The sequence below is a fragment of the Streptomyces sp. NBC_00829 genome, assembly GCF_045161795.1.
Taxonomy (GTDB): Bacteria; Actinomycetota; Actinomycetes; order Streptomycetales; family Streptomycetaceae; genus Streptomyces.
The window spans coordinates 5,874,752-5,897,930 of the sequence record NZ_CP108867.1; the positions used below are offsets into that span (position 1 = coordinate 5,874,752).

21 protein-coding genes and 2 pseudogenes are annotated in these 23,179 nt (G+C 68.8%); 14 read left to right on the forward strand and 9 right to left on the reverse strand.

Annotated elements, in window-relative coordinates:
- Window positions 1–18: 18 nt before the first annotated feature.
- Window positions 19–1,662, reverse strand: a complete 1,644-nt coding sequence (locus OG293_RS26095) for a histidine decarboxylase (RefSeq protein WP_406001206.1) — start codon at window positions 1,660–1,662, stop codon at window positions 19–21.
- Window positions 1,663–2,426: 764 nt separating this feature from the next.
- Here OG293_RS26095 and OG293_RS26100 point away from each other — a divergent pair.
- From OG293_RS26100 to OG293_RS26120, 5 genes and pseudogenes are all read left to right on the forward strand, one after another.
- On the forward strand, window positions 2,427–3,107 hold the full coding sequence (locus OG293_RS26100) for a shikimate kinase (protein WP_406001207.1): 681 nt from the start codon (window positions 2,427–2,429) through the stop codon (window positions 3,105–3,107).
- A 113-nt stretch (window positions 3,108–3,220) separates the two neighbouring features.
- Window positions 3,221–3,916 (forward strand): annotated as a pseudogene (locus OG293_RS26105) (DegT/DnrJ/EryC1/StrS family aminotransferase); the annotation flags it as partial.
- Between the two features lie 16 nt (window positions 3,917–3,932).
- The gene (locus OG293_RS26110; protein ID WP_406003862.1) at window positions 3,933–4,397 is read left to right on the forward strand and encodes a hypothetical protein; all 465 of its coding nucleotides are present in this window, start codon (window positions 3,933–3,935) and stop codon (window positions 4,395–4,397) included.
- A gap of 19 nt (window positions 4,398–4,416) precedes the next feature.
- A pseudogene (locus tag OG293_RS26115) lies at window positions 4,417–4,578 on the forward strand (transposase); the annotation flags it as partial.
- Window positions 4,579–4,625: 47 nt separating this feature from the next.
- Window positions 4,626–5,291, forward strand: a complete 666-nt coding sequence (locus tag OG293_RS26120; protein ID WP_406001208.1) for a class I SAM-dependent methyltransferase — start codon at window positions 4,626–4,628, stop codon at window positions 5,289–5,291.
- A 132-nt stretch (window positions 5,292–5,423) separates the two neighbouring features.
- On the opposite strand, the gene OG293_RS26125 is transcribed toward OG293_RS26120, so the two are convergent.
- From OG293_RS26125 to OG293_RS26135, 3 genes are all read right to left on the reverse strand, one after another.
- Window positions 5,424–5,681 (reverse strand): response regulator transcription factor, encoded by a 258-nt coding sequence (locus tag OG293_RS26125; RefSeq protein ID WP_406001209.1) that lies wholly within the window; start codon window positions 5,679–5,681, stop codon window positions 5,424–5,426.
- Between the two features lie 62 nt (window positions 5,682–5,743).
- Window positions 5,744–6,013 (reverse strand): helix-turn-helix transcriptional regulator, encoded by a 270-nt coding sequence (locus tag OG293_RS26130; RefSeq protein ID WP_406001210.1) that lies wholly within the window; start codon window positions 6,011–6,013, stop codon window positions 5,744–5,746.
- Between the two features lie 45 nt (window positions 6,014–6,058).
- Window positions 6,059–6,256 carry a hypothetical protein gene (locus OG293_RS26135; RefSeq protein WP_406001211.1) on the reverse strand — a complete coding sequence of 66 codons (198 nt, stop codon included), beginning with the start codon at window positions 6,254–6,256 and terminating at the stop codon, window positions 6,059–6,061.
- Window positions 6,257–7,008: 752 nt separating this feature from the next.
- Between OG293_RS26135 and OG293_RS26140 the strand changes: the two genes are divergently transcribed.
- Window positions 7,009–7,923 (forward strand): JmjC domain-containing protein, encoded by a 915-nt coding sequence (locus tag OG293_RS26140; protein ID WP_406001212.1) that lies wholly within the window; start codon window positions 7,009–7,011, stop codon window positions 7,921–7,923.
- A 35-nt stretch (window positions 7,924–7,958) separates the two neighbouring features.
- On the opposite strand, the gene OG293_RS26145 is transcribed toward OG293_RS26140, so the two are convergent.
- On the reverse strand, window positions 7,959–9,299 hold the full coding sequence (locus OG293_RS26145) for a tetratricopeptide repeat protein (RefSeq protein ID WP_406001213.1): 1,341 nt from the start codon (window positions 9,297–9,299) through the stop codon (window positions 7,959–7,961).
- A 148-nt stretch (window positions 9,300–9,447) separates the two neighbouring features.
- Here OG293_RS26145 and OG293_RS26150 point away from each other — a divergent pair, with 148 nt between their 5' ends.
- The 3 genes from OG293_RS26150 (at window position 9,448) to OG293_RS26160 (ending at window position 12,366) form a co-directional block, all read left to right on the forward strand.
- Window positions 9,448–9,675: a hypothetical protein gene (locus OG293_RS26150; protein WP_406001214.1), complete on the forward strand. Its 228-nt coding sequence runs from the start codon at window positions 9,448–9,450 to the stop codon at window positions 9,673–9,675.
- Between the two features lie 577 nt (window positions 9,676–10,252).
- Window positions 10,253–11,623, forward strand: coding sequence for an asparagine synthase-related protein (locus OG293_RS26155; RefSeq protein WP_406001215.1), 1,371 nt, complete (start codon window positions 10,253–10,255; stop codon window positions 11,621–11,623).
- Between the two features lie 26 nt (window positions 11,624–11,649).
- Window positions 11,650–12,366 (forward strand): class I SAM-dependent methyltransferase, encoded by a 717-nt coding sequence (locus OG293_RS26160; protein WP_406001216.1) that lies wholly within the window; start codon window positions 11,650–11,652, stop codon window positions 12,364–12,366.
- A gap of 199 nt (window positions 12,367–12,565) precedes the next feature.
- Here the strand turns inward: OG293_RS26160 and OG293_RS26165 are convergent, their stop codons facing one another.
- The 3 genes from OG293_RS26165 to OG293_RS26175 form a co-directional block, all read right to left on the reverse strand.
- Window positions 12,566–13,504 carry a hypothetical protein gene (locus tag OG293_RS26165; RefSeq protein ID WP_406001217.1) on the reverse strand — a complete coding sequence of 313 codons (939 nt, stop codon included), beginning with the start codon at window positions 13,502–13,504 and terminating at the stop codon, window positions 12,566–12,568.
- Between the two features lie 438 nt (window positions 13,505–13,942).
- On the reverse strand, window positions 13,943–15,112 hold the full coding sequence (locus OG293_RS26170; RefSeq protein WP_406001218.1) for a DUF3103 family protein: 1,170 nt from the start codon (window positions 15,110–15,112) through the stop codon (window positions 13,943–13,945).
- 205 nt (window positions 15,113–15,317) lie between these two features.
- Window positions 15,318–15,674 carry a MazG-like family protein gene (locus tag OG293_RS26175; RefSeq protein ID WP_406001219.1) on the reverse strand — a complete coding sequence of 119 codons (357 nt, stop codon included), beginning with the start codon at window positions 15,672–15,674 and terminating at the stop codon, window positions 15,318–15,320.
- A gap of 32 nt (window positions 15,675–15,706) precedes the next feature.
- Here OG293_RS26175 and OG293_RS26180 point away from each other — a divergent pair, with 32 nt between their 5' ends.
- From OG293_RS26180 to OG293_RS26190, 3 genes are all read left to right on the forward strand, one after another.
- Window positions 15,707–16,720: a hypothetical protein gene (locus OG293_RS26180; protein WP_406001220.1), complete on the forward strand. Its 1,014-nt coding sequence runs from the start codon at window positions 15,707–15,709 to the stop codon at window positions 16,718–16,720.
- Window positions 16,721–17,165: 445 nt separating this feature from the next.
- Complete coding sequence (locus OG293_RS26185; protein ID WP_406001221.1) at window positions 17,166–17,291, forward strand: hypothetical protein; 126 nt, start codon at window positions 17,166–17,168, stop codon at window positions 17,289–17,291.
- Entirely contained in the window at window positions 17,288–18,487 is a 1,200-nt protein-coding gene (locus OG293_RS26190; RefSeq protein WP_406001222.1) for a cytochrome P450, read from the forward strand. The genes OG293_RS26185 and OG293_RS26190 overlap by 4 nt, the downstream gene beginning before the upstream one ends.
- Before the next feature lie 108 nt (window positions 18,488–18,595).
- Here OG293_RS26190 and OG293_RS26195 read toward each other — a convergent pair whose 3' ends face one another.
- Window positions 18,596–19,345, reverse strand: a complete 750-nt coding sequence (locus OG293_RS26195) for an SDR family oxidoreductase (RefSeq protein WP_406001223.1) — start codon at window positions 19,343–19,345, stop codon at window positions 18,596–18,598.
- Window positions 19,346–19,478: 133 nt separating this feature from the next.
- On the opposite strand from OG293_RS26195, the gene OG293_RS26200 reads away from it, so the two are divergent.
- Complete coding sequence (locus OG293_RS26200; RefSeq protein WP_406001224.1) at window positions 19,479–21,134, forward strand: alkaline phosphatase D family protein; 1,656 nt, start codon at window positions 19,479–19,481, stop codon at window positions 21,132–21,134.
- 463 nt (window positions 21,135–21,597) lie between these two features.
- Entirely contained in the window at window positions 21,598–23,025 is a 1,428-nt protein-coding gene (locus OG293_RS26205; RefSeq protein ID WP_406001225.1) for a multidrug effflux MFS transporter, read from the forward strand.
- Window positions 23,026–23,179: the final 154 nt, after the last annotated feature.

The window sequence follows — 23,179 nt, forward strand, 5'->3', positions numbered from 1 at the left end:
CTAGCCGCCGGTATCGGGTCAGCGTTGGTGGGGGAGCGGGGGCCGTTCGGCGTCGGTGTCCGCGGAGCGGTCGAAGGCGCCGGGGCGGGAGAGGTCTTCGAGGAGTTCGTCGATGAGTTCCTGGGTGACGTGGGGCATGACGTAGACGTGGCTGTAGTCGTGGCGGTGGCCGCCGAGGTTCAGGGGGACGCAGGCCAGGGAGTACTTCTGCGTGATCTCGGCCTTGGGCTGCTGGAACCAGACGCTGAGCGCGTGGTCGCCGTGGCCGACCTCGATGCCGTCCTCGGCCCAGGGCTCGCCGCGTTCCTGCAACTGCGCGCTGAGGCTCCTGAGGCGTTCCGCCGTGTACTCGGCGATCCGCAGGACCTCGGCGGCCTGCCGTACCTGCTGCTCCTCGCTGAACTGCGCGAGGTGATTCCACATGGCCAGGGAGGCGAATCCGCTGCGGGAGCCGGCGAAGGTGCTGTCGGGGGAGGAGACGACCGCCGGGTCGGACGGCGGGCGCAGCTTGGAGCCCGCGCGGGACATGTAGATCCCGGTAGGGACCGGCGCGCCGGGGTACTTGTGACCGCTGGTGACGATCGAGGACACCTCCGGGATCCGGAAGTCGAAGACCGGGGGCGCGCTGTCGATGAGCCCGGCGTTGCGGGCCTTCTCCAGGTAGGGGGCGTAGGCCCCGCCGAGGGCTCCGTCGACGTGGATCCAGTAGCCGTTGCGGATACTGACCCGAGAGGGGTCGTCAGGATCGAAGCGCACGGTCCGGTCGACGAGGCCGTGCCTCTCGAAGATGGGACGCAGGCGCTCGCAGGCGTACTGGACGTCGTCGTAGGCGCCCTTGAAGACGCTGCCGATGTTGAAGCTGACCAGGACGGGGTGGCCCTTGGCGGCGAAGAAGTCCACAAGGGCGGCCAGCGCGTCGACATCGACGGTGCCGGGTCCCTCGTCACCGCCGGTGGTCGGGACGCCGCCGAGCGGCCAGCCGTTGTACGTCTGCATCCCGGTGCCGGCCAGGTCGATCGGGCACTCGCCTGGGTAGAGGCTTCCGCCCAGGTCGTAGAAGGTCGGGATGTCCAGCACCCGCATGGCCTTGATGTGGGAGTAGTGGGTCTCCTGCGAGAAGAACGCCACCGGGGAGTAGGCGTTGGGGTTGTCGTCGGGGTGCTTGGCCCGCAGGTAGCTGGTACGGCAGCTGGCGTCGCCGGAGACCTCGTCGCGCACCAGGGCATTGCCGTCGAGGTAGTCGCGCGCGTTCCACATGGCGTACAGGTTGCCCTCGGTGCTGCCCATGGACAGCACGTACCCCCATCCGTCCTCATCGCGCGGGCTGGCTGGGTCCTCGGGCAGCGGGGCGTGCCACAGGCGGGCGTAGTGCTCCAGGACCGCCCGCTCCAGCCACCGCGAGTGCAGGCTGTAGTTGCTGTCGACGAACGGGTCCCCGATGTTGTTGATGTGGTAGCCCAGGAAACGTCCCAGCGTGGCGTGGCCGTCGAGCGACAGGTTGACCTGATAGCCCAGCAGACGCCCGCGCTGCTCGCCGAGATACCCCTCCAGCTTTGCGAGAACCGCCGTCCGCTGCTCATCGGTGTAGGCGTCGGTACCCAGCCGGTAGTCGTCGTTGGTGGGCAGTGCCGCCAGGCTGGTGTCAGGGTGTTCGGCAATCATTTCACGTCCGATTCTGAGCGACTCCCGAAACCGCAGCCAGGCGCAGATCACGACCAGGCGACATCGGCCTCGGAAAACGCTCGGATCCAAAGAGGCAAAGGTGGGCGAGCTACCGCCTGCCTGGCAGCCGGCAGGCCGGAGGCCGGAGCGGACGGTCGCTATCTGCTGAGCTGCTGAAACCATCCCCGCCGGGGTGGACGGTTATTTCTTTCAGGAGCCTCGCGGCACACAGGATATGCGCAATGCGCAGCCTTGATTACCGCCCTGTCTACGCTTATGTCTCGTTAGTCATTTCGGGTGAACCGGGTTTGTGTTGAGTTTCTCAAGGCTGCCTTCAGGAGTGACGTTCCGGCAAATTTCCAAAACGGCGATTTTGCGCCAGTCCACCGTGCGGTCAACCAAATCCGGTCTCTCCCGAAGCCGTGCCAGACGGGCCGTGGCTGGCCCCTCGGGTGGGTACGGGCAACCCCGGCAGCCCGTCGACAGAATGGAGAGGCAGACGTGGAACAAGTTGAGCCGACGTGGTGCACGTCTTGGGGAGATGGACAGGTGCTGCGGGGCCAGACCGTCCGCTTCGGCTCCGTGCGGTATTCGACCCCGCCCGTTCCGGCAAGGCGGCGCCGCCTTGCCGGAAGGCCGCCTGCTTCCGCTCTGGTCAGCGGCGCGTCGCCGTACCGCGTTCCGGGACCGCACAGCATAAGACTTCGGTACGCCGCGAAGGGGCTCCTGATTTTCTCCTCGATGGCGGCTCGGGGGACACCGACGTGACCCCCGCTCCCGAACGAGCGGACGGCGCGGGGCCGACGCCCAAGCCCGCGCCGGTGCCACGGCGGATCTGGCTGCTGGGGCCGCCCGGCGCGGGCAAGACCACGCTGGGCCGGCAACTGGCGGAGCGGCTCGGCCGCCCACACCACGAGCTGGATGCGTTCTTCTGGCATCGCGGGTGGACCCGGGCCGACGGCGACCGGTTCTGTGCCGCGGTGGCCGAGATGGCCGCCGGGGAGGCGTGGATCGCCGACGGCCAGTATCACGAAGCACACTCCGTGCTCGCCTCGCGCGCTGACGCGGTGGTGTGGCTGGACGTCCCGCTCCGAGTGGCCCTGACGCGGGTGGCACGCCGTACCCTGCGCCGCCTGGTCACCCGGACGGGGCTGTGGAACGGCAATCGGGAGACCCCGGGCAGTGCCTGGAGCCTGCTGGTTTGGACTGTCCGCAGTCACCGGGACGTCGCCGCCGTCAACCGACCGCTGCTGGCCCGCCTCGCGGCACAGGGGGTGCACACGGTCCGCACCGGCTCCGCGGAGGTCGCCCTCGCTCAGCTCCTCGGCGCGCCTCCGGCCACCCCCGCACCGGTGGGGACTGCCGAAGCAGCTCCAGCGGCGCCCTGCTCCGATCCATCGGCTCCGGACGGAGCGAGACCCCTCGCACACGAGAGGATGCCGTGATGTCCCTGCACACCACCACATTGGCGTTGCTCGGTGGTACACCCACGACGGACAGGCTGACCGAGCCGGGACCGCAGCCAACGGCCGAGGAGGACCTCGCCCTTGTCACGGCGATGCTCCGCCGGGGCGAGGTCGCCTACGTCGGTGACGAGGGCCAGGTGCACGAGCTGGAGAAGGAGTTCCGGCTGCTGGTCGGGGTGCGCCATGCGCTTGCCGTCAATTCCGGTACGTCCGCGCTGTATTCGGCGTTCTTCGGGATCGGTCTGGAGCCGGGCGACGAGGTGCTCGCGCCCACCTATACCTTCCTCGCCACCGTGATGCCGCTGTTCGCCGTGAACGCCGTGCCCGTACTCGTCGACGTCGACGAGCGGACCGGGAACCTCGACCCGGCCGACCTGGAGCGGCATCTGACCCCCCGGACCAGAGCCGTCGTTGTCACCCACCTCAACGGCGTGCCCGCCGACATGCCAGCAGTGACCGCGTTCGCGCGGCAGCATGGGCTCGCTGTTGTCGAGGACTGCTCGCAGGCGCACGGCGCGGTGTGCGCCGGGGCACACGTGGGGTCCTTCGGCGACGCAGCCGCGTTCAGTCTGCAGGCCAAGAAAACGGTGAGCGCGGGGACCGGTGGCATCCTGCTCACCGGTAACCAGAGGGTCTATGAACGAGCCGTGATGTTGGGGCACTTCCTGGACCGTGCCGAACAGGCTGTGGTCAGCGCCGAGTACGCGCGCTTCGCCGCCACCGGGTTCGGTCTCAACCTGCGCATGCACCCGGTCGGCGCGGTCCTGGCCCGCGGCCCCCTGCGGGCTCTCCCGGAGACGCTGCGTGTCCGGCAGGCGAACTACGACCTGCTGGACCCAGCTGTTGGTCGGCATCCCCGGGATCCGGCCGCCCGTACGCCGTCCCTACATGGACCAGCTCGGCTACTACAGCTACCAGCCCCTCTACGTACCGGAGGAACTGGGCGGTCTGTCCGCCGAGTTGTTCGTGCGGGCGGCGGTCGCAGAGGGCGTGCCGCTGTCGCGGCCACGGTCGGCGCCACTGCACTGCCAGCCGGTCTTCAGGGACCCCGGCTGGCACTCCGGGACCTTTGGCCCACCCGTCGGAAAAGGCGCCGGCTACCGGCACTACCGGGCAGACGAATTCCCCGGCTCGCTGCGTTACGTGGAGCGTGCACTGCGTCTGCCGGTGCACTCGACCGACATCCGCGGCCACGTGGAACACTGGGCGAAGGGGCTGGCCAAGGTGGCCGCGCAGGCAGACACGCTCCGCCCCCACGATTCCGGTTGAGCCCTCGGCCTGGCAGCGGCGCTCTGACCTTCCGGCCTGGAAGGAGGAACACAACACCTCGCACCGCAAGGTCCGCGCCCGCGTCGAGCACGCCTTCGCCCGGATGAAGAGCTGCAGGATTCTGCGTGACTGTCGCCTGAAAGGCGACGGCGTCCACCACGCGATGCTCGGCATCGCATGACGAGAAACGTTATGCCAATGAGAGCCGAGACCGCCTACCACGGTGACATGGGCAAGCACTTCGCCGCTGTAGCCACAGGGCACGCCTATAACGCTCATACCGATCGACCAGCCATGCTGGCGTTGGCCGGCGACGTGACCGGACAGCGGGTTCTGGACCTTGGGTGTGGGGCCGGCCACTATGCCGCCGAGCTACTGAGGATGGGGGCTGAGCAGGTCGTCGGTGTCGAAGGGAGCGAGACCCTTCTGCGCGCCGCGCACGAGCGTCTTGGAGACCGTGCGATCCTGCACCACCACGATCTGGAAGAGCCTTTGGTGTTCTTGAAAGACCAGTCGTTCGACCTCGCCGTGATGGCGCTCGTCTATCACCACATAGACGCACGCGGACAACTGCTCGCCGAGCTCAGGCGTGTGCTGCGGGCAGACGGCACGCTGATCGTCTCCACCACCCACCCCACCAGCGAATGGACCTTCTTCGGCGGTTCCTACTTCGCCCACGAACGGGTTGAGCTCCCCATCGGGGAGGGCTTCGCCATCAACTACTGGCGCATGACGCTGGAGCAGTTTCTGAGCGAGCTTCTCGCGGCCGGCTTCGTGCTGGAACGGCTGGTGGAGCCGCGGGCTACAGAGGCAGCTCGGTTGGTCGACCCTCGTCGCTTTGACAAGACTCACAGCCAGCCGTCTTTCCTGGCAGTAAAGCTGCGTTGCCCGTAATGAGACAGCGAGTCATCCAGACCTGCTCGTTGCCTGCACCCGGCAGCCGGCAGCCACAGCAGCGCCAACAGCCGGTCGGCGCCGGAATTCGGCAGCGACAGACAGAGAGCGCCCAGACGCTTGGCCAGGCCGTCAGTCGGAACCTTGGACACGCACATATCCCCAGAGATGCGCCAGGACTGCGAGTTGTGTGCGGTTGGCCGCCCCGGTCTTGGCGCGCAGGCGCCGTAGGTGGGTGTCGACGGTGTGCGTGCTGATCCCCAGTCGCCGGGCGATGGCGTCGTAGGTGAGGCCTTCGGCGAGGAGGGAAAGAACCTCCTTCTCGCGTAGGGTGAGTAGGGGAAGTGTCGTATTGGCCGAGCCCACAGTGACTCCCTGGTTCGTTAGCATAGAGCGATCTCCAGTCGGAAGGTCTGGGGTCGCGGCGTATTAATTGGCCCCAGGACGTGTCGTCACCCCAGGCGTCCGCGCGGTAGCCGCATCCGGCAGCCGATGGCGACGCCGAGCTGGAAGCGGTTGTCGACACCGAGTCTGTTCATCAGGACTCGCAAGGTATTGGTTACGGTGCGGGGACTTATCCCGAGTCGTTGGGCAGCGCTGGAATCGGTGTGGCCGGCCACGAGCAGCGAGATGAGCTTGCGTTGCCGCTCGTCGAGCAGAAGTGGTTCTTCTCCCGTCTCAACCGCCGGCAGGCGCGGATGCTTTTCGGGCCTCAGGTTCACCTGAATTCCTCCGTGAATACGTGTTGGTGCGGGTATGGTGGCCCGTCAGGATCCGGTGCCGTTCCAACGCGTTTGGGGCGTGCCGTCGGTCTGAACCGCGACGGTGGCCTGATTCCTGACGTCGTGTGATCCGCCACCAGCCAGTGGCCCCACGGTCGCGACGGACGCCAGCGCGATGGCCGCCAGCGCGATGGCCGCGACGCGCCGCATGAGGGAATTCGTGTAGGTCTGCTGATTGTTCATGGTCGGGTCTCCATTCTGCTTATTCGGACCTGCCGTGCAAGGACAGTGACAGGGGACAGTGACCAGGCAGTCACCGTGCGATCTATCGGAGATATACGGGGAATCAACGCCGCGGAACAGTCGTAGAGGCGGGCCTCTGCGGCCTTCCCGGCCTGAGCCGAGACCGTGCCGGCCACCAGCCCCGAACCCGCTGGGGCAGCGGTGTGCTTGTCGCGCCCGCCAGGACCGATGGTCTGTGGACGGCTGCGACGCGGACCGGGGTGGTGTGCACCGGGCATCTCGGCCACGTGACACGGAGATCTTGGGCATCTGAGGACGGACACCTTAGTGATCATGAAGCACTACCCGCCGGAGTGCACACCGGACGCGGTCCCGGCGTGCAGGTCGTGTCTCGTCGTGCTTGGTCAGGCCGACGTGGGGCACTGACGGACCGGCTGCCGGCTGCCGTGGGGGAGAGGAGCTGGTGCGGGCCGCGGACATCATCGGATCCATGCCGCCGGGGCCGACGTGGTCCCCGATGCGGGTTCGCGCAAATGGTCTGTAATGCATTGACGTGACGTTCGGGACGAGAAAGTATTTTACGCATCGTCAATCCGAAGGACGGAGCCCAATGGAACTCAGGCCTCCGTCGCCCGGCGAGACGATTTTGGCATGTCGAGGGTTGAATCGCAGGTAGGCACCCGGTCGTGCGCCTGGCAGGATCTCGCCCATGAGGGTCGGACAAACTATTCCTCAGGAGGAAGGAAAAGCTTATGCACACACCGGAATTGCGTCGTTGGGTGGGTGACGTCGAGGAATTCATGTCCACATACTGGCGGCGAGAACCCGTAGTATTCGACACAGCGCCGCCAACACCGATGGACGTTGATGACATCGATGCCGCCCTGGCCGGGGGAACGCTCAGATCACCCTATGTCGAGATGGTTCGGGCGGACAGAGACATTGCGCTCAAGGAATACACGGAAGCGCGTGAGGTGCTCTCGACGGCAACCTCTGGTTTCGCTGACAGTAACGCGATACTGACCCTCCTGGAGGAGGGGGCAACCCTTCTCTTGCGGAACACCGAGCAGTGGCACCGTCCCACGGCCGAATTGGTGGCGCGTCTCGCGGATGAGACGGACCGACGAGTGGAAGCCTTCTTTTTCATCACACCGCCAGGCGGTCAGGGACTTCCAGTTCACCGAGATGATGCGGACGTATTCCTCCTGCAGGTGGCGGGCAGCAAGCTGTGGACCGTCAGAAGCGGTCCTCCCGATCACAACTGGCGTGCCGGGCCGGTCTCGGGAGAAGCCGGTCCCGTTTTGTTGAATGCCAAGGTGGCCAGGGGCCAGGTGCTCTACATCCCGCGTGGTTACGCCCATTCTGCGGTGGGAGACCAGGGCTTGTCGGTTCATCTTTCCCTGACTGTCAGGGAGATAGGCGGATCCCACTTGGCGCGAGCCGTGCCGCGGCTGCTCCTTGAAGGGATGGGGTTGCCGGCGCGTCCCCTCGATGAGTCCGGACTACTGGATTCCGCAGCCGCGCTGCTGGAGGTCGCGCGCACGCGATTGGCGACGCTGCGACCCCATGACCTGGTTCAGTACGCGCGCGAGATGCAGCGCGATCAGAAGATCAATAACACGGAAACCGCGTCCGTGGCTCGGGTTGCCGCCCAACTGACCGAATAGATCTCTTCTGTGGCTGAGGCCCACGCCGGGACAGGTCAGCTGGCCAAGGACGGGGGCGCGACCGTTCGCGCTCGGTCGTAAAGGTCACGTGCGGTCGCGTTCTTCAGGTGGGGTCGCAGGAGGCCGAACATGGTTCTGATCCGGTCGTCGGCGCGGCCGGACTGCACCATGGGGTAGTCGTCGAGCGCCTGGTGCCAGGTAGCGCAGGCCGCTTCCAGGTGACCGATCTCCAGTTGGCGCTCAGCCAGGGTGGCGCGATGCCGTACGCGGGCGCGGCGGTAGACGCTGTAGCGCACCTTGTCCGACTCCTGCATGGCTTCGATGGCGCCGGAAACGTCGCCGAGTTCGTAACGGACCTGGCTGATGTGGTAGTTGAGCGCCGCAGGATCATACGAACCGAACGCCTTGCCGCGCGACTCGGCGCGGTCCATGGCTCCCTCAGCCTCGCGGATGTACCGCAGTGCGCCCGTACGGTCGCCTGTCTGCGCGGCGGCGTGTGCTTGCTGACCGGCGAGGAAGGCCCGCATGCGGGGCCCGGCTTTCGGGGAGGCGTCGGCAGCGACGTCGGCCAGTTGAATGGCTTTCGCCCCATGGCGGAGATCGACTGCCTGAACGCTCATGCCGCGCAGGGTGGTGCAGTAGGTCAGGTGATCCTCGGCCGCACCCGCCAGTTCGAGGGCCCTGACGTAGTAGCGCTGCGCCAGGCCGTGCAGTCCTTCGTCCACGGCCATGTAGCCGGTCAAGTACAGCAGGTCCGAGGCCGCCGACAGCATCGCCTTGCGTACACCCTCGGGGGCGTCGGCGCGGAGGTAGGAGGCCACGGTGTTGACCATGAACGAGGCAGCCATGGGCCGTGCGTGGCGACCGCCGAACTGGTCGTCCAGTTCCGAGACGCGCTCGGTCATGGCGATGACCATGTCCACTTCGTCCATGCCGATGCGGCTGGTGCGGCCAGACTGGACGGCTTCGGCCCGCCCGATCACATCCGGCCAGCCGGGGATGGTGAGGGCCACGGAGAACAGACTGGCTCCCAGGACGCTGCGGCGGGACGGGTCCATGTCGTGCCTCCCCAGGTCGATGAGACCTTCCACGGTATCCGCGGCAGTGGGGGAGTGATCGCGGGGGACGGGTAGGCCGGCCTCAGCGTGGGTGACGGGGCGGCCGAGGCCGCGGGAGAGGGCTTCGAGGATGCACGCTCGCACGGCGCTGCGGGGGACCGTGCCGCTGAGCCAGTGGCTCACCGCCGACTCGTCGTAGCGCAGGGGCGTGCCGGTTTCGGTGCCGACGCGGTTCACCGCTCGCGCGAACTGGCGGTGAGTCCAGCGGCTTTCGGCGAGCAGGCGCCCGAGCGCCACGTTCGGTTCACGCTTGGCCATGCCCTCAACTTCCCGTGCTCTTGCGAACTTTCAAGGCTTTCAAGTCCTGGCGCTGCTGCAACGGTACCGCTGTGCGTGGTCGTGCGGTTGCGTAGAGGTAGCAGGGACGGCGAGACCTCGCCGCAGCCGTCGTCTGAGGGACTGATGGATGAGAAGCGAAGCGCGGGCCCGCCTGGCCCGGATGACCGAGGAGCTGGGCACCGACGGGGTGTTGAGGATCGACACCTACGAGGGCGCGGACCTACCGCCGGGTTCGAATCGGTTCTCACCGTGCCGCTGCCCGCAGCACCGCCGTACCACGCCCGAGGACAAGGCGGCGAGGCTGAGCACCGCAGTACGCGAGGCCAACGAGCGCAGCCGCGGTGAGCGACTGTGAACCGCTTAACCGCACTCGTCGGCCGCTACGCCGGACCGCTCCTGATCGTCACCATCTCCGCATCGGTCGGCTTCGTCCTAGGCGTGGCCGCCGCATCCACACCCACCTGACTCCTCCCCCGTCACGCGTCCAGGCTCCCCGCCTGTGACGAGGGAGGGCCCGCCGACTGTAAGCGGTGGGCACGCCGCCCGGCTGCCTTCTTCGCAAGGGTCCGGCAGCCGGACGGGTCCAACTCAGCGACACCAGCCGCGGAGTCCACTGAAAACCGTAAGGGAGAAAGCGATGAACCTGGACGAGTTGTTCACCGGCGATCTGATCACCGGCGTCCCGGCCCTCGAGGCCGCGCTGCTCGACAAGATGCCTGGCGGTGGCGACAACAACGGCGACCACTGCAGCAAGTGATCCAGGGCTGACGCCAGGCGGGGCGGGGCCGTTCGCGGCCCCGCCCCGCCGCACGACAACGGAAAGGGACGACATGCTGTCGATGCGTCTGCGCCTGTCCGATCTCCAGGAGCCGCGGTGGAGATCAGAAGGCGGCTGTTGGAGCAACGGCGCGAGTTGGATCGAGCCCGCGAACGTGTCCACGTTGGTCATGGAGGTCAATGACGACCAGGCGCCGCGCGTGCGGGTCCGCGTGAAGGAGTGCCATCGGGACGAGGCGGATTTCGTCGCACTCAACATGGAGCCCGGAGAAGTCAGGCTGGCGGCAGGCGTCTTCGGCACGGGCCCGCTCTACCTGACAGAGAAAGACGGCGAGCTGCATGCCTCATGGGACCTGACACTGCTGCGACCGCATCTGCGAGCTGACCGTCTGGTGCCGCGAGTCGTCGCCCGAGCGCTGACGCGGCAGCACCGCTACACGTCCGAGACGCTGTTCGAAGGCGTCTACCGCCTCACCGAGCGGGCAGCGGCCACGTTCACCACCTCGGGACTCAGCATCCACTACCCCGAGCCTGCCGAACACGTACTTGAGCCGCGTACGCTGCGGCCCGGAGTTGATCCGCTCGCCGCTCTGGACGAGTTGCTGACCGACGTGATCTGTCAGGCGCCGACGGCATCCGGGTGCGTAGGCGTCGAACTGTCCGGCGGGGCAGACTCCGGGAACGTCGCCTTGGCCGTGAAGGCCGCCCGCTTCCCCGAGACGTACAGTTTCGGCTTGCTCGTGGGAGGAAGTACCGGCAAACAGCAGCGTGAGCGACGCCGGGCCTTCGTGGAGCACTGCGGCTTCCGGGACACTGCCACCCCCGCCATGCAGCACCCACCCTTCTACCCCGGAGGCGTGCGCGCTCTGCGCAAGCCGCACGATCCGGCGGGAGCCTTCTACCAGGAGGCATTCGACGTCGTACGCGAGCAGGCAGCCGCCCGGCGATGCGAGGTCATGTTCACGGGCAGCGGCGGGGACGAGATCAATGCCCACCACTCCAGGACGCAGGCCGAACTGCCGACGCAGGAACCCGTGCCGTGGCTCGGCAACAAGGCAGTCCGAGCGCTCTCCGAGGTGAACGAGCACCTGGCCCCCATCCCGGTGCTGCCCGTACCGACCCTGATGGCATTCGGGATGCACAACCCCGGATTCCTCCGGGCCGGGATCTGGCCTGTGAGCCCGTTGGTGCACCCGCGGATCGTGCGGTTCATGGAGCAGCTACCGCGTGAGCACAAGCGCGGCAAGGCGTTGTTCCGCGAGCGGATCAGGCGGGCGGGCCTGCCCGAGTGGGTGGCCGCGCCCGGCGAGCCGGAGAACTTCCTGGCCGTCTTGGAGAACGGGCTGCGTTCCTATGGCCTGCCCGTGCTGGACGACATGCTGAAGGAATCAGTCCTGGTGGACCTCGGCTACGTTGACAGGAAGGCTCTCGCCCAGGCGCGCAAGGATGCCGACGCCGCCTTGGTCGTCCCTGACCTGCTGTGCGATGTGCTCGCCCTGGAGGTCGGACTGCGAAGTCTCATGTGACCAGCCCCGACACGGAAGCCGAGCACGTGGAAGCCACAAACCTCCTGTACCGCGATCCGGCACTTTACGACGTGGTCCAGTCCGACAGCACAAGCGCCGATCTGTGCCAGACCCTGATCGAGCAGCACCGGCCGGACGCCCGGACGCTGGTCGACTTCGGATGCGGTACCGGGCGGGATTTGGAAATTCTGGCCGAGCGTTTCGAGTGCATCGGCGTGGATCTTCAGCCCGGCATGGTCGACCACGCTCACCAGGTCCGGCCGGGACTGGACATCCGCACCGGCGACATGCGCACCGTACGACTCGGCAAGCGCATGGACGTGGTGACCTGTATGGGCAACAGCCTGGCCTACGTACACGACTACGAGGAGATCAGCCATGTCTTCGCCACCTTCGCGGCCCACGCCCGGCCGGACGCGCTGCTCGTGCTGTGCTCCCCTGTCGCCCCGATCACCCGGACCGAGTCGACCACCGCCACGGTTGACACCCCGAGGGGACCCGCCACGGTCACCATCCGACATGAGTGGGACCTGCGGACCCAGATCAACACCATGCACCGCCACTGGGTGCTCCCCTGGGGCGACGAGGCCCAGGACGAAATCCGCAGGCGTGTCCTGTTCCCCCGCGAGCTGGAGCGCTACGCGGAGGGCGCCGGCTTCGAGGTCCTGGACATGACCGACGGCACAGGCGCAGGGCCTACCGGCCAAACCGCCTACACGGTGGCCCGGTACACCCGTGACTGAACGGCTGGGCGGAACCAGTGCCCGCCCCCGATCTCCTGGCAGCAGTAGCGACGGCAACACCCCCACGATTCCCACGCACAACCAGCTTCTTCTTGCCGAGGCCGGGGACGAGGTACCGGTGGACGCAGGCGGTGTAGCGGGTGTGGGGACTGCTGAAGGTCTCGTTGTGGGGTTGTCCGGCCGTGGGCTCTTCTTGTGTTCAGTCCCTGCCGGTAGCGGGCGCGGGCGCGGTCAAAGACAGCGCGAGAGCGCCGTCGTACACCTTTGTGCCGATGATGCCGCGGCGAGTCAGGACGGTCGACGACACCTTGAGCATGTGCACCATCCGGCGCTGGTGGTCCTCATGCTTCAGAATCCGTACGGCTAGCGCGCGGTGCATCAGCTCCGCCACAGCCGGGACATCGACCGACGACAGTTCCAGCATCTCCAGGATCCGCTCAGCGTTGCTGCGTGCGGTCACGTGCGACAGGTCATATCTGCCCTTCCTGCCACAGGGTGGGAAGACGATCGTCACGCGGTGCTGGAGGCCCCTTCTGCGGATCAACTCGATCTCCCACGCGAGGGACGGCCGCATCTCCCGTCCCGGCGCGAGCAGCAGGACGATGTGGGCGGCCTTCCCCGCCAACGCGGCAATATGGTCCTGCCAGCCCTCGTCCGGTGAACGCAGGTACACCGGCCCAGGCGGCGAGTGCCGCACAGCGGCGTCCACCAGCGTGTAGGTCCGAATGCCGTGGTGCGACAGGGCCCGCGCCGTCACCTGCTCCAAGGTCAGGGCAGGAGACCACAGTCCGATCCGGGGATGCGTGGGGAGCAGGACCTGTCCGTCGCCGCCGAACGTTCGCAGCAGCAGGCAGTACGAGGTGTCCGACGCGAGTATCGAGTCGATGGCGCCCGCGCAGTCCAGGGTCTCGCGGGGCCGTTTGTACCGTAACCACCACCGCACGCCGCTCCCCAAGGAGAGGGCGAGGGCCGGTAGTACGGCAACACCCGAGATCCCGGCGCCCGATGCGATCAGCGCCTGAAACCCGGCCTGGGGGTCGAGAAGGACGTACGAGAGAAGCGGGACGATCAGCAGGACGGCCAACAGCAGACCGACCTCCCGGACGAACCTGAGTAAGCGCCATCTCACCGCGGACACGCAGCCTTCGGTTTCACCGTGGGTGACGCACCATCGCGACGGCCCCGGTAGCGCGTCGAACGCCCGATGCCGGGAATCCTGCGGCGTGCGCTCGTAGCCCTTGGTGGCCAGGAGTGTCGCCTCGCTGGGAGGGGTGCTGGGAGGGGTGGTACATGAAGGTTGCCCGCCGTTCCTTCCTGGCCACCCGGCCTTGCGATGACTGCACGGTCCCTCCGATCGGCGTCCTGCCTGCCTGGCTCATGCCGTGGAGCTTGCAAAGAACGCAGTGAGCAGCCTTTCCGAGAAGTACGTCCAGTGGCAAGTGGTGCAGGATGCGCGCAGGCGGCGCACAGGGCGCGAAAGCCGGCCTCTGTACGCGGATGCGTAGGGACTGTCCGTGTGCGGCCGACTCAGGGCAAAGTCCTGCAGCCCGACGCGTCGCCGCCGTACGCCCGGGTCTCAGAACCCCTGGACGTAGTACGGCTCCAGAGTCATCCAGCCGTTCCCGCGGGCGCCGTTGCGGCGGCCGTTGTCGTTCCTGGCCAGGGTGTACCAGGAGTCCACGTAGTCCGGGTCGTCGGTCCACCAGTCGTCGGGGACCGCGTCGAGGACCGCGTTCACCAGTGGGATGTAGGCGCCCTGGTCGGCGATGGTGAGCAGGACCGTGGCGATGGCCTTGGCGAGGTCGCGGTAGTTGGTGCTGCCGTCCTCCTCCATCATCACGACGTCGGCGAGGTTGTACTTGTAGGTCGACCAGTTCACCAGGATCTGGTTGGGGTGGTAGACGGTGCCGTCGTTGTCCAGATAGGGCATGTCGACCGGGTCGACGCGGACCTTGCCGTCGAGGCCGAAGCCCGTGACGAGCGAGTAGATCTCCGCGTCGCCCTTGATCCACGGCTCCTCGTCGTCGGAGAGCTCGACGGCGGTGATGCGCGTGGTCCAGAAGCCCGCGGCGGCCGTCGTGCGGGGCGCGGACAGGCCGCGCGCGGTGAACTCCCGGCGCAGGACGCTCATGCCCGCCGCCAGGGCCTTGGACTCGTCGACGTCGAGCACATAGACGGGCTGGTCGGGCGTTCTGCGGGCATCCAGCGTGCGGGGTGTGCCGTGGCTGTCGTACGCGGTGACGGTGCCGGCGTCCTCGTCGGGGGACGCGGCTGCCACGAGGGGCTCTGCCCCGGCCTTCAGGTCCGCCCGCATCGAGTCGGAGCCCAGGCGCAGCCGCAGCAGGGAGCCGGTGTCGGTGCCGAGTCCCTTGGCGGCGGCGATGTCCCGGTCGGCGGCCGCCACCGAGGAGGCGAGGCGGGTGCCGGTCCGGCCGGCGAGGGCGTGCAGGTCCACCTCGTCGCCGGTCAGGGCCGCGGTGCGGACCGTCGAGCGCCAGCGGGCGTCGGTGAGCGACACGGCCAGGGCGCGTGCGGTGCGGTCCTCGATCCGGCCGACCTCGGAGGCGGTCCGGGCGGGAGAGGAGGCGTACGTGGCGGCGGGAGAGGAGGCGTTCACGGCGGCGGCCGGGGATGGGTGTGCCGGGGCGCCGGCGGCGGGGGACGCGGCGCCCTGGACGGCGGCGACCAGGGTGATGGAAGTGATGGCGCCGGCGAGCAGGTTGCGGGGGGTGTGTCTGCTCCTCAAGAGATCCTCCTGTGGTGAACGGGGCATTCCGGGGCGCGTTCGGATGGAGCCGTCGAACCGTGGGGCAGGGTGATCTATGCGGGTAGATGCTCGCCAGTAAAGAATGTCGGTGACATGTCATTCGCGCAAGGGCCGGTCAGCGGACTTCCGGTGAAGTCCCCGTCCGCGCAAGCTTATCGAGCCCTCCTCAAGAGCGTGCGCACCGTCAGCCGGCCGGGGGTTCCGTGCTCTTTGGCGCGGCCCGGAGCGAACGCTCCGCCACCTTGCGCAGATGCGCTCCGAAGACTCCCGCCGCGTCCGGCGTCAGTGTCCGCAGCGACACCATCGCCGTGATGATCACGTCGCACAGCTCGGACTCGACGTCACTCCAGCTGTGGGTCCGGCCCTTCCGCGGGTTCTGGCCGGTCGCGCCGATGACGGCCTGCGCGACCTCGCCCACCTCCTCCGCGAGCTTCAACATCCGCAGCAGCGTCTCCTGTTGGGGCGGCCGGTCGCACTCCCCGTCGAGCCAGTCGTGCAGATCGCCGATGGTGGCCCAGATGGGGTCCCGGGTGTGGTTCATGGGGGGCACCCTCCCATGGGTAGGGTGCGCGGATGACCATCGCAGCGGACACATTCATAGGTGCTGTCACGGAGTTCGAGGTCTCGGTGCGGGCCCGGGACGGTGAGCGTTCGGAGCGTGCTTTCGCTCTGATGCAGCAGATGTTCGGGAGCGCGGGCGATGACGAGTTCCGACAGGCGGCCCCGCGGCTCGCGGCCGTACTCGGCGAGGTGCCCGCGGGCCCCCGGTCCGTTGCCGCCGTGATCGTCGGCGCCTGCGTCGAGCGGGGCGCCGATCCGCTGCCGTGCGCGCCCGCGGTGTTCGCGGTCGTACGCGACGCCTTCGAGTCCGCCGCCGTGTTCTGCGACCGCTGGGTCCTGGACGGCGACGGCGAGCTCCCGGACCCCGGACAGAACGAGCTCACCGACGAGATCATCGACCTGTCCGGGTTCGACGCGGCCATCGCCTGGTGGACGCTCCAGCAGTTCCAGATGGCCGCCCTCGCCCTGCTCAACAGCAGGGAGGTACGTCAACAGATCGACGGCAAGGGCGACTTGCTGGCGCTTGTCGAGCGGGCCGACGATGCCACGGAGGGCGCGTTCAAGGGGCTCTCGTACGCCCTTCGGGTGCTCGACGACGAGCCGCTGATCGTGCTGCACCGGGAGACCCGTACGGGATACGCCCTGAGAATCACCGGAATCGGCGACAACTTCCAGTTGCACACACTCCTCGCGGGCGCGCTCATCGACGGGCTGTACGTGCCGGGCGAGGGGCCGTCCGCCGAAGCCGTCGCAGTCTGCCGGGGTGCGGAGGGGCAGGCTCCCACGACCGGGTCGTTCAATCTGGTCGCGCCCGACGGCGGCTGGGTCTGGAACGAGGGCACCCCCTCCGACATCCCCCTGGTCGACGGCGTACGGCTGCTGGTGCTCGACCCTCCGCCGTACGAGCGCGGCTGGCCGGCCGGACGGTACTTCCCGAACATGCCGGGCGACCTGGTCCTGGAGCGGGTGCTGGGGGCGCAGGAGAGCGCCGGGTGGTTCGCGCGGGTGGCGGACGCCAAGGGGTGAGGCGCGGCGCGGCGGTGCAGGCGGGGAGGCGGCGATGCCCGGCCACCACCCGAAGGGGACTGTGATGACCCAAGGCTGAGGGCGGGAAGGTCGCGCGCTTCGAGACGGGCCAGGCCTGACGCCGGTCGACTCCCCACGGAGGGCACCCGCCCACGTCCGTCGGCCGGAGCGGCCCACCGGGATCGACGCGGCTCTCTCGCGCGAGAAGGATTGACGGACCGTCAGATATGTGGGTTCCTCGAATGAATGTACGGCGCGCGGAACCCGGCGGCTGGCGACCGGCTCGCCCGTCGCTACATCGCTACACCGCTACATCGCTACACCGCTACACCGCTACACCGCTACACCGAGATCCGCGCCCAGTCGGGTCGGCGAAGGCCTCGCCGACTGGGCCGACGCCGCCGGGTCCGTACTGCCCCACCCGCCCGAGAGGACCGGGGGCCCGGTGCTCGGGGTGCTCCTCGGCTGCGCCATGCAGTACCGGCTCGAACCGGGCGCCATGCCCGAGCAGTTGGTCATCGACGGGCTGAGCGGGCTGCTCGGCCTCACCGGGAGAGGAGAACGGCCGTGATCGACCTGCTCGAAGACACCTGGGCGCGGGAGGTCCCGCACGACCAGTTCGCGCTGCTGCGCCGTACTGACCCCGTCCACTGGCACGAGGTCCCCGGCGACCAGGGATTCTTCGCCCTCACCCGCCACGAGGACATCGTCGCCGCGAGCCGCGATCCTGAGCTGTGGTCGGTGCAGCTCGGCTCCTTCTTCATCCGCGACCAGACGCCCGAGGCGCTGGAGAGCCTGGGACTCACGCTGGTGGGCATGGACCCGCCCAGGCACACGCGCTACCGGCGGCTGGTGAGCACCGCCTTCTCGCCCAGGATGATCCACAAACTCACGGCGGACATCGAACGGCGGGCGGCGGCGCTCGCCGACTGTGCCGCGCGCAAGGGGCGCGAGGTCGAATTCGTCGAGGAGATAGCGGCGCGGCTCCCGCTCCAGATCATCTGCGAGATGATCGGCGTCCCCGAGGCGGACGAGAACCGGGTCTTCGGCTGGAGCAACCGTATGGTCGGCTTTCAGGACCCGGACTTCCGTACCTCGCCCGAGGACGGGCAGAACGCCGCGGCGGAGATCTACGCGTACTGCGACGCACTCGCGGCCGAGCGGCGGGAGTCTCCGCGGGACGACATCCTGAGCGCGCTGGTCCACGGGGAGGTGGACGGGGAGCGGCTGAGCGCGCATGAGATCGACATGTTCTTCGTGACCCTGTGCGTCGCGGGCAACGAGACGACCCGGAACCTGCTCGCCGGCGCGATGCTCACCCTGATCGAGCATCCCGCCGCGCGGGCGGAGCTTTCGGCCGGGATCGACGACGACGCGCTCTGGTCGGGCGCGACGGAGGAGTTCCTGCGCTGGAACGGTTCCATCCACAACTTCCGCCGCACGGCGACGCGGGACACGCAGGTGCGGGGCGTCCCGGTCAGGGCGGGCCAGAAGGCGGTGCTGTACTACACCTCCGCCAACCGGGACGAGTCGGTCTTCCCCGATGCGGACCGCTTCGACATCCGGCGGACGCCGAACGAGCATCTGACGTTCGGGGGAGGGGGGCCGCACTTCTGTCTGGGGGCGGGGTTGGCGCGGGCGCAGATCAAGGGGCTGATGAGGGAGTTGCTGCGCAGGTGCGAGGGGGTGGCGCTGGCGGGCGAGCCGAGGCGGATGCGGTCGGACTTCATCAACGGGGTCAAGTACTTGCCGGTGCGGTTCGAGTAGGGCGGGGGAGGGGCAACGGGGGCTGAGGCCCCACGCCCCCGGAGTGCCGGCTTCGCGGCGCGGAGCGGGCGGGCCGCCGAGGCCCCGGCGGGCCCTCGCAGTGACCCGTCACCCCCGCCCGATGAACGGCATCCCCGTCGCCATCACCGTCGCGAACTGCACATTCGCCTCCAGCGGCAGTTCCGCCATATGCAGCACCGTCCGCGCCACATCCCCCACGTCCATCACCGGTTCCACCATCACCTCGCCGTTCGCCTGGGGAATCCCCGTCCGCATCCGCCGCGTCATCTCCGTCGCCGCGTTGCCGATGTCGATCTGGCCGCATGCGATGGAGTGCGCCCTCCCATCCAGCGACAGCGACTTCGTCAGGCCCGTCATCGCGTGCTTCGTCGCCGTGTACGGCGCCGAGTCCGGGCGTGGCACCTGCGCCGAGATCGAGCCGTTGTTGATGATCCGGCCGCCCTGCGGGGACTGGCCCTTCATCACCCGGAAGGCCGCCTGCGCACACAGGAACGCGCCCGTGAGATTGACGTCGACCGCCGAGCGCCAGTCCTCGTAGGAGATGTCCTCGAAGGCGACATGGGGGCCGGACGTGCCTGCGTTGTTGAACAGCAGGTCAACTCTGCCGTGGTGTTCGCGCGTCGCGCCGAACAGCGTGGTGACATCGGTCGGTGACGTCACATCAGTGGGGAGGCACAGCACATCCCCGCCCGCCAGAGACGCCGTTTCCTCCAGGGCCTTTGCCCGCCGACCCGCCAAGACCACCGACCAGCCCGCGCCCGCCAGCGTCATCGCCACGCTCCGGCCGATGCCCGAACCCGCACCCGTCACCACGGCAATCTTCGCAACTGCGTTCATGGGCGCGCAGCGTAGCCGCGTATCCGTCCGGGGAACTCATCCAGCCGACACGCGGATGTTGTGTACTCGACAACGCCGGGTCGTCGGCCCCTACTCACATGCGGAAGGACAACAGCCATCAGGGGAGGGGCACATGAGACCCGCATCGCACGCACCCGTACCCACATCCGCGCCCGCGTCACACGCGCCCGAGCTCCGAGCCGCCGCCCACCACATCGCCCGCCGCCGGTTCCTCACCGTCACCGGCGCCGCCGCCGCGCTCGCCTTCGCCGTCAATCTGCCCGGCTCCGCGCACGCCGCCGAGCTCGACGCCAGGAAGATCGCCGAGGATCCCTTCACGCTGGGCGTCGCCTCCGGAGACCCGAAGCCCGGCTCCGTTCTGCTGTGGACGCGCCTCGCGACCCGCCCGTACGAGCCGGACAGCGGGCTGCCCCGCGCGCGGGTGACGGTCCACTGGGAGCTCGCCCACGACGACCGCTTCACCCGAATCGCCCGCCGCGGGTCCGTCACCGCCCACCCGGAACTCCACCACAGCGTCCATGCGGATGTCGCCGGTCTCGGCAACGGCCGTCCCTACTACTACCGCTTCCGCGCCGGGAAGTGGTTCAGCCCGGTCGGCCGCACCCGCACCGCCCCTGCCCGGTCCGCGCGGATCAGTGAGCTGAAGCTCGCCGCCGTCTCCTGCCAGGCGTACCACGACGGCTACTTCACCGCTTACAGGCACCTCGCCGAGGAGGAGCTCGACGTGGTGTTCCATCTCGGCGACTACCTCTACGAATACGGCGTCGACGCCGTGGGAGGCGCGCGGATGTACACCGACCGCCGCCTCCCCGCCCACTACAACCGCGAGACCATCACCCTGGAGGACTACCGGCTGCGCTACGGCCTCTACAAGTCGGACCCCGACCTCAGGGCCGCCCACGCCGCGCACCCGTTCGTCGTCACCTGGGACGACCACGAGACCGAGAACAACTACGCCGACGACATCCCCGAGAACGACGTCCCGCTGGAGGAGTTCCTGCTGCGCAGGGCCGCCGCCTACCGCGCGTACTGGGAGAACCAGCCGCTGCGCAGGCCCCAGCAGCCCGCGGGCCCGGACATGCAGCTGTACCGCCGTCTGCACTTCGGGCGGCTCGCGCAGTTCGACATCCTCGACACCCGGCAGTACCGCTCCGACCAGGCCTACGGAGACGGCTGGCAGGTCCCCGGGCCGGAGTCCGAGGACCCGGCGCGCACCCTCACCGGCGCCGAGCAGGAGCGGTGGCTGATCGACGGCTGGAAGGCGTCCCAGGCGCTGTGGAACGTGGTGCCTCAGCAGGTCACCTTCGCCCAGCGGCGTGACCGCCCGACCGGAACGTTCAAGCTGAGCATGGACTCCTGGGACGGCTACCCGGCGTCCCGCGACCGAGTGCTTGCGGGTGCCCGGACGGCCGGGATCGAGAACCTGATGGTGCTCACCGGCGATGTTCATGTCGGGTACGGACTCGACCTGAAGGAGGACTTCGACGACCCCGCCTCCCGCACGGTCGGCACCGAGATCGTCGCCACCTCCGTCAGCAGCGGAAAGGACGGCGTCGAGAAGCCCGCCAACTGGGAGAGGTTCACCCAGGCCAACCCGCACATGAAGTTCTACGACGGCCGGCGCGGCTATGTGAAGGTGACCCTCGGCGAGCAACGGGCGCGCGCCGACTTCCGGACGGTCGCCGCCGTCACCACCCCGGGCGCTCCCGTCGTCACCGCGGCGTCCTTCGTGACGGAGGCCGGGGACCCCGGGCTCAAGCCGGCGTAGATCCGCGCAGAGGATCGCCGGGTCCGATGGAAGGCCCCCCGGGAGGTCACCGGAAGCCCACCACGAACGTCACTCGGACGTTCGCCCGGACAGCGGACGCTCGATGCGGTCCCGGACCGCATCGAGCGTCCGCGTCACGGCGAGCATGCTGCCCGCGTCACGGTGAGGCTGACGTCCTGCGGAAGGGACTGGCACCGGGCGGTGGCTCCCTCCACCGGCCCGCGGACAGCGCCCCACCTCGGCCCTCTCATGCCCGAGCCCGTCGCGCGGCCCGTCGGCGGTGAACTCCAGCGGCTCCCGGCCCCGCGCTGTGAACGCAGCGGCAGTGTCAACCGGTCGCCACCACGCCCCACCGCACGAGCGCTTCCACGCGGACCCCGCCCCCGGACGCCCTCGAAAAAGTGCTCGACCACCGTGGCTGAGCTGAGAGCATGGGTCGGGAATTCAACGACATGGAGACGCGATGCCGAAGCCGGACAGCGGCCGGAGAAGTACAGAAGGACACATACCGACCGCCGACCCGGCCCTCGCGCACGTCGGCCCGGCCCCCGTCCCCGCGCCGGTCGACCCGGAGCTCGTACCCGGGGACCAACCACCGGCCGCCGCACCCGCCCGCGTCGACCGGCCACCGGTCCTCGCCCAGCAGGTCGGCGAAGCACCCGCACCCGCCTCCGTCGCCGCCGCCCGCCGCGTCGGCTTCATGGTCACCCTCGTCCTCGGCGCCCTCACCGCGCTGCCGCCGCTCTCCATGGACATGTATCTGCCGACGCTCCCGGCGGTCACCCGGTCCCTCGGCTCACCCGCCGCGACCGTCCAGCTCACGCTGACCGCGTGCCTGGCCGGCATGGCGCTCGGTCAGCTCGTCGTCGGCCCGATGAGCGACCGGTGGGGCCGCCGACGTCCGCTGCTCATCGGCATGATCGTGTACGTCGCCGCCACGGCGATCTGCGCCCTGGCACCCACCGTCGGGCTCCTGATCGGCTTCCGCCTGCTCCAGGGCCTCGCGGGCGCCGCCGGCATCGTCATCGCGCGAGCCGTGGTCCGTGATCTGTACGACGGCGTGGAGATGGCCCGGTTCTTCTCCACGCTGATGCTGATCTCCGGCGTCGCCCCGATCATCGCGCCGCTGATCGGCGGCCAGGTGCTGCGGCTCACCGACTGGCGCGGCATCTTCGTCGTCCTGACCGCCGTCGGTATCGCGCTCACGCTGGTGGCCGTGAAGTGGCTGCACGAGACCCTGCCGCCCGGGAAACGGCACAGCGGCGGCGTCGGCGAGGCGCTGCGCACCATGCGCGGACTGCTCGCGGACCGGGTGTTCACCGGCTACACGCTCACCGGCGGGCTCGCCTTCGCCGCGCTGTTCGCGTACATCTCCGCCTCGCCGTTCGTGGTGCAGGAGATCTACGGCGCGTCCCCGCAGACCTTCAGCCTGCTCTTCGGCGTCAACTCCGTCGGCCTGATCGTGCTCGGCCAGATCAACGGCAAGGTCCTGGTGGGCCGGGTCAGCCTCGACAAGGCACTCGGACTGGGGCTGGGCGTGATCACGCTGGCCGCGACCGCGCTTCTGCTGATGACGTCGGGAGTCCTCGGCAAGGTCGGCCTGCTGCCCGTCGCGGCGGGCCTGTTCGTCCTGATGTCCGCCATGGGCCTGGTGATGCCCAACACCAACGCCCTCGCCCTGCTGCGTACCCCGCATGCCGCGGGCTCCGCGTCCGCGCTGATCGGCACGTCCTCGTACCTCATCGGGGCGGTCGCGTCCCCGCTCGTGGGGATCGCCGGTGAGGCCACGGCCGTCCCGATGGCGCTGGTGCAACTGATCTGCGCGCTGGGGGCGCTGGGCTGCTTCCTCGGACTGTGCCGCCCGTGGCAGCGGCGCCCCGAGGCCATCTGACGCGGCCGCGGCCCGCGCGGTCGTGTCCCCGATCCGACAGGGCGGTACACCTACGGCTGGCGCGGCGCCGTGCCGGACCGGCCGCAGGCCCGGCCTGCCGGGCTTTCACCTGCCTCTTCGGGCTCGCCGCCGACGCACGTCGAGAGCGGGAGCA